The 5,507-nt window shown below is 69.9% G+C and carries 5 protein-coding genes, 2 tRNA genes and 1 pseudogene; 3 read left to right on the top strand and 5 right to left on the bottom strand.

Features of this window, described 5'->3' with window-relative positions; translation table 11 throughout:
- Positions 1-230: 230 nt before the first annotated feature.
- Complete coding sequence (locus ACESL7_RS12340) at positions 231-1,013, top strand: ZIP family metal transporter (protein ID WP_372893617.1); 783 nt, start codon at positions 231-233, stop codon at positions 1,011-1,013.
- A 14-nt stretch (positions 1,014-1,027) separates the two neighbouring features.
- Here the strand turns inward: ACESL7_RS12340 and ACESL7_RS12335 are convergent, their stop codons facing one another.
- Positions 1,028-1,822 (bottom strand): metallophosphoesterase family protein, encoded by a 795-nt coding sequence (locus ACESL7_RS12335; RefSeq protein ID WP_372893616.1) that lies wholly within the window; start codon positions 1,820-1,822, stop codon positions 1,028-1,030.
- Positions 1,819-2,745, bottom strand: coding sequence for a diacylglycerol/lipid kinase family protein (locus tag ACESL7_RS12330; protein WP_372893615.1), 927 nt, complete (start codon positions 2,743-2,745; stop codon positions 1,819-1,821). The genes ACESL7_RS12335 and ACESL7_RS12330 overlap by 4 nt, the downstream gene beginning before the upstream one ends.
- A 103-nt stretch (positions 2,746-2,848) precedes the next feature.
- Between ACESL7_RS12330 and ACESL7_RS12325 the strand changes: the two genes are divergently transcribed.
- A tRNA-Phe gene (locus tag ACESL7_RS12325) sits at positions 2,849-2,924 on the top strand.
- 220 nt (positions 2,925-3,144) lie between these two features.
- Here the strand turns inward: ACESL7_RS12325 and ACESL7_RS12320 are convergent.
- The 3 genes from ACESL7_RS12320 to ACESL7_RS12310 form a co-directional block, all read right to left on the bottom strand.
- A tRNA-Arg gene (locus ACESL7_RS12320) sits at positions 3,145-3,221 on the bottom strand.
- A gap of 46 nt (positions 3,222-3,267) precedes the next feature.
- On the bottom strand, positions 3,268-3,420 hold the full coding sequence (locus ACESL7_RS12315; RefSeq protein ID WP_372893614.1) for a hypothetical protein: 153 nt from the start codon (positions 3,418-3,420) through the stop codon (positions 3,268-3,270).
- Between the two features lie 681 nt (positions 3,421-4,101).
- Positions 4,102-4,623, bottom strand: a complete 522-nt coding sequence (locus ACESL7_RS12310; RefSeq protein ID WP_372893613.1) for a hypothetical protein — start codon at positions 4,621-4,623, stop codon at positions 4,102-4,104.
- A 785-nt stretch (positions 4,624-5,408) separates the two neighbouring features.
- Between ACESL7_RS12310 and ACESL7_RS12305 the strand changes: the two are divergent.
- Positions 5,409-5,507: pseudogene (locus ACESL7_RS12305) on the top strand (transposase); the annotation flags it as partial.

Below are 5,507 nucleotides of genomic sequence, written 5' to 3'. Positions count from 1 at the left end.
AATGCGGCGGTCGTGCGGCGGCTGCACGATGTCGCCCGAATGAGGCGTGCGCCGCCCTGCATCAATCCGGACCGCGTCGCGGCATTGATCACGTCGTGCGGCTGTGCCGCCGGGCGAATCGCCTCTGTGCCCCTGTGGCAGTGCGTCGCCCTGCCTGCAGTGCCGGGAGCGCGCACGCGATGTCGCGGCCGCGCGGCGCGCCTGCTATGACGGGACCGGAGGTGTGCGCCATGGATCCGCTCCCGACCCTTGTTCTCGCCTTTCTCGGGAGCCTCGCCGCCGGGGCCATGACCGCCGTCGGCGCACTGCCGGTGCTCGCCGGGCGCGTGCCCTCGCGGGGCATGCGGGACCTGTCGCTCGGCTTCGCCGCGGGCGTGATGCTCGCGGCCTCCTTCTTCTCGCTGATCGTCCCCGCGCTCGAGGCGGCCGCCCCGGACTTCGAAGGCGACGCCGGGCCGGCTGCCATCGTGAGCCTCGCCATCCTCCTCGGCATGGGGGTCATCGCGCTCATGAACGAGCGCCTGCCGCACGAGCACTTCCGCTCGGGGCGCGAGGGGCCGGAGGGGGCGGCGCTGCGCCGCGTCTGGCTTTTCATCATCGCGATCACCATTCACAATTTCCCCGAAGGACTGGCCGTCGGGGTCGGGTTCGCGGCCGGGGGCGTCGCGGGGGGGCTGCCGCTCGCCCTCGGGATCGGGCTTCAGAACGCGCCCGAGGGGCTCGCGGTGGCCGTCGCGCTGCTGGGCGAAGGCTACGAGAAACGGCGCGCCTGGGGCATTGCCGCGCTCACCGGGCTGGTGGAGCCGCTGGGCGGCGTGCTCGGGGCCGGGGTGATCGCGGTCTCCGAGCCGCTGCTGCCCTGGGGCCTGGCCTTCGCTGCCGGCGCCATGCTCTATGTCATCAGCCACGAGATCATCCCCGAAACCCATCGCAGCGGCCACCAGAAGAAGGCGACAGCCGGCCTCGCCGTCGGGCTCGTGCTGATGCTCTTCCTCGACGTCTGGCTCGGCTGAGCGGGGCAGGGCGCTCACGCCCCGGGGCGCCGCCACCCCTCGCGGCCGAGGCGGTAGACGACCTCGCCCGCGGGGCGGAAACCGCCCGCCTCGTAGGCCATGCGCGTGACCGCGGCACGGTCCGGCCCGAGATCGAGGATGGCGAAGTCGTTGCCTTCTCCGCGGTGGCGGCGCGACAGCCCGGTGCCCACGTGGACCTGCAGGATCCGGCGCCCGCCGCTGCGCTCGACGAAGGGCGCGGTCCGCCAGCGGTGCAGGTGCCCCGACAGAAGGACATGCGTGCCGCAGGCCGCCAGCGTATCGAGTGCGCGCACGGCATGCCGCGTCGATGCCTTGCCGCTGCCCGCCACGCGCTCGAACGGATGATGCGCGAAGGCGACGTTCACGCGGTTCGAGGCGGCAAAGGCGCGACAGACGCGCTGCACGTCCGCGCTGCGCACGCGCCCGCGCTGCCATGCGAGGTGGTCGGCGGTGTTGAGCCCCTGAACGCAGAGCGCCGCGTCTCCCCAGCCGGGCGCCGTCTCGGCCGCGATGGCGTCACGGTATCGCGCAAAGGGCTGCAGCAGGCGCAGCGCGGGCCGGTGAAACGGGATGTCGTGGTTGCCCGGAACAGCCCGCCATGGCGCGGGCAGGGTGGCGAGAAAGGCCGCCGCGGCGCGGAACTGCGCGCGCCGCGCGCGTTGCGTGAGGTCGCCCGACACGACGACCAGGGCCGGACGCGCCGCCGCGACGGCCTCGCGAAGCGGCGCGAGCAGCTCCGGCGCCTCGGTGCCGAAGTGCAGGTCGGACAGGTGAACGAGACGCGTCATCCTTGCATCCCGGGCACGATGACATCGAGAGCGCGCTGCGCCGGCCCGATCCGGAGCGGCGTGCGCATCCACTCGCGTTCGCCGTCGCGCGCGACGAGGGTTCGCCGGCGCCCGGTGGCGACCGTGATCCGGCGCGCGGTGGAGAGCGCGAAGTCCCGGCCCGGCCGGGCGGCGCCGAGCGCGAGGTGAAACGCCGTGCGGGCGAGGTCGCGTCGCCTGTGGCCGCGCGCGGCGAAAACGGCGAAGGCGCCGGCGCGCACGGCCGACGCCCCGTCGAGGTCGCGCGTCTCGAGCTGATGCGCCGAGGCCGCGACGAAGAGGAGCGGCGTCCGGAGGCGGCGCGCCCGCCCGTCGAGACCGACCGAGAGGTGCATCGGCCGCTGCCGCTGCGCGAGCGCGCGGGCGACCGACAGATAGGCCGCCGCGCGCGAGCGCCCCAGAGCTGCGTAAAGGCCTTCGCGCCGCGCGAGGATCTCCGGGTAAAGGCCGAGGCTCATGTTGTTCAGGAACGTCCGTCCGTTGACCTGCCCGGGGCGGATGCGTCGCGTGGTGCCGCGGGCGATCGTCGCCACGGCCGCCTCCGTGTCGAGCGGCAGCCCCATGCCGCGCGCGAAGTGGTTGAAGGTGCCGAGCGGGAGGACCCCGAGCCGAGCTGTCCGCGACGCGGCGCAGAGCGCGTCGGCGACGTCCGAGGCGGTGCCGTCGCCGCCTGCCGCGACCAGGGTCCGCGCGCCGCGCGCCAGCGCGATCCGGGCCGCGTCGCGCGCGTTGCGGCCGGGGCGCGTCTCGATGATCCCGACGGGCATGCCGGCCGCGTCGAAAAGCGCGCCAAGCCACGCGGCGCGGTCCCCGCCGCCGCCCGACACCGGGTTCAGGACGATGGTCGCGGTCGACGGAGCGAGCGGTCCCTCAGGGGCGGCCATGTCACGCTGAACGCGCCTGACGGCGGGCGCGTTCCCGAGGTGGCCCCCCGCGCGAGAACCGCGTTGACACCCCCCGAAGCCTCGGATACCTCCTCCGCCGCAGGCCGAGGTAGCTCAGTTGGTAGAGCACGCGACTGAAAATCGCGGTGTCGGCGGTTCGAATCCGCCCCTCGGCACCATCAAGCCTCCGAGAAGCGTTGATACGTAACGGTTTTAGATCAACGCGCACCGGTCCCCCTCGATAGATCACCTTTCATCGTGCGCTGGGCGACGGCTGAGACCCACGACGGGCGGCATGGCTGACGTCGCCTTACGGGCAACAAACGGTGGTGAGCCGTCCCGACAGGTTCGCCAAGTGTGCGCACAAACCATTGAAGAGAAATGGAAATTTACTGATATTGGCGGTCCCGGGAGGACTCGAACCCCCAACCTGCCGATTAGAAGTCGGCTGCTCTATCCGGTTGAGCTACGGGACCGCTGGAGCCCTTGTCCGCGATGCATGCGGGTTTGGCAAGCCGGGGGTCAGCGCAGCTGACTGTCCTCGGAGCCGGGGCGGGTGAGGCCGCCGCGCCCGGCTTCCGCACCGTCACCGGCCACGGCGCGGGCCACGGCGAGGGCCACGACCGCACCGCCGGGCGCCCGGCCGGCGACCGCGAGCACCGTTTCGAGCGACAAGGCCTCTCCCTCGACAGTGACACGGTCGAGCGGCCCCTCGACCCCGCTTCCGTCATCCGGGTGCGCCCGTCGTCGCGCAGAAAGCCGCCCGACAGGTAGAGCACGATGCGGTCTTCCTCCTGCGCGACCGCCCGTAGATCCGACGGCGCGGCCCGGGCTTCGGACAGATCGTCACCGCGGACCGCGACCGTCTCGAACCCGGCTTGGGGCAGGGCAGCCCCGACATCGGGCATGTCCTGCGCGCCGAAGATGGCCTGCCGGCCGTCCGGGATCGTGTCGATCACGATCGCGCGGTCGGTGAGGATGGGAGCAGGCAGCACCGCGAGCGCAGCGCCAAGGCTCACGGCAAGGCGTCCGGACGTCGTCCTCGGATCCTCCCGAAAGGTCCGAGGCGTCTATCATGCCGGCAAAGGCCCATCACGAAATAACGCCGGTTCACCCGGGACAGCCGCCAATAACTTCCGGCGGAACCGTGCACGCAGCATGGTCCCGGCACCGTGATGCCGGGCACCGCCACGCCTTCCGATTGCCGGTGGCGGACGTCTCATTCACGAAAGCCGCCGGTCAGAGGGCATGAACGCCGCCACGCGAAGAGGCCCTCCGAACGCCGAACGTCCGCCCGGACGCCGGCGACCTCGACCGATGGGCCGTCGGCCCCCCGAAAGAGGTCGCGGAGCGCTCTTATTCCTCGATACGCTCGACAACTGCATCGGCGTATCCGTCGATGAGGCTCGTGTAGAAATCGTCCTGCGAGGCGGCGACGCCGACCCAGCCGTCCGGAATCTCACGCTCTGCGCTATTGGCGGTCAGGCGCAGGGAGTAGCTGCCGATCTTGTCCTCCCAGTTTTCCGTGTGGGTCCCGGCGCTGCCCTTGTTGCGCGATTCATTCGTCGTGACGACGCCCTCGAGCTGATTGAACTCGCCGGAGTCCGGCAGCACCGTATCGCCGTCGATCGTGACCTTGTTGATCTCGACCGAGATCCCCGGCACGTCCAGCCGTTCGTTGACGTTGAGCTTCGACGCGATCGCCTGTTCAAGGTCGAGGTCGAGCGTGGGCCAGAACTTGAGGACGTTGTTGTTCTGGTAGGCATTCAGGTTGGATGTGACCTCGACGCTGGAAACGGTTTTGTCCAGCGCGAGCAACGGGCCGGCGGTGGCGATTGCCAGTCCGGCAGACAAGGTCAGGCTCAGGAATTTTTTCATTTCAGGATGTCCTTTGTTGGAGCGATCGAGATGCCACTTGCGCATCGACGCAGGTGACCCTTCTCTTCTGTCGACATGGTGTCATCGAAACTGGAAAACTTTTCCGAGCCGGGACCCCGGCCACCACGTCGCCCTTTCTTGTCGCAGATTCAATCCAAAGGCGCGCTAACATGCATCAGTCGACCGGCGCGCCGCCGGCCCGCACCGTTTCCTGGGGCAAAGACCACGTCCCGCGTCGGCGCTTCAATTCCTTCTCATCCGAATATGGTCCAGCCGATGCCGGCTGTGCGAGCGGACGCGCGTGTCGTCTGCTCCAGTCAGATCGATGCACGTGGTGCGGAATTGGCATCAACTTCAGGGCTTCGGCTTGGCGACTTCCCTGGGTGCCATCGGGCGGTGTCAGAATGCGGTTTTGGTGCGGGGCCTGCGACGAGCAGCCGCCCGAAGCCGTCAAGTCAGGAGCGGTCCGAATTGGTCCGGGCGGCATGCCATCGGCCGCCGGCGGAGAGATTCTTCGAGGTTGGTCCGCTCAAAGCGCAACATTAAGGAAAGAAAGCGGCCGATCAGGTGTGTTCATGGTGGCGAAGTGGGGAGTGCGGGGGTGCACTTCGAAAGCTGCCCGCCTTTCAGCGCGACACGGGGTATGCGCTCGTCCTTTGCGATCCGCGCTGCGCTCGCGTGGTCGTCCGTGCAGAGCACTGCATCCCGCGCCGCAGGAGGTCGCCATCCGGCACGCGTCGGCAATGGCGGCCAAGGTGCGGCCGCCGGATCGACCGCCCGAATTCAGACCAGCATCCCACATGGATGCGGCCATCCAGTTCTGCCTGTCGATCAAGGTGCTGTTCAAGCTCCCGTTGCGCCAGAGTGAGCCAGCGCGGCGCCAC

This window comes from Rhodosalinus sp., from assembly GCF_041685465.1.
GTDB lineage: Bacteria > Pseudomonadota > Alphaproteobacteria > Rhodobacterales > Rhodobacteraceae > Rhodosalinus.
This window is presented reverse-complemented; position numbering and strand designations above follow the sequence as displayed.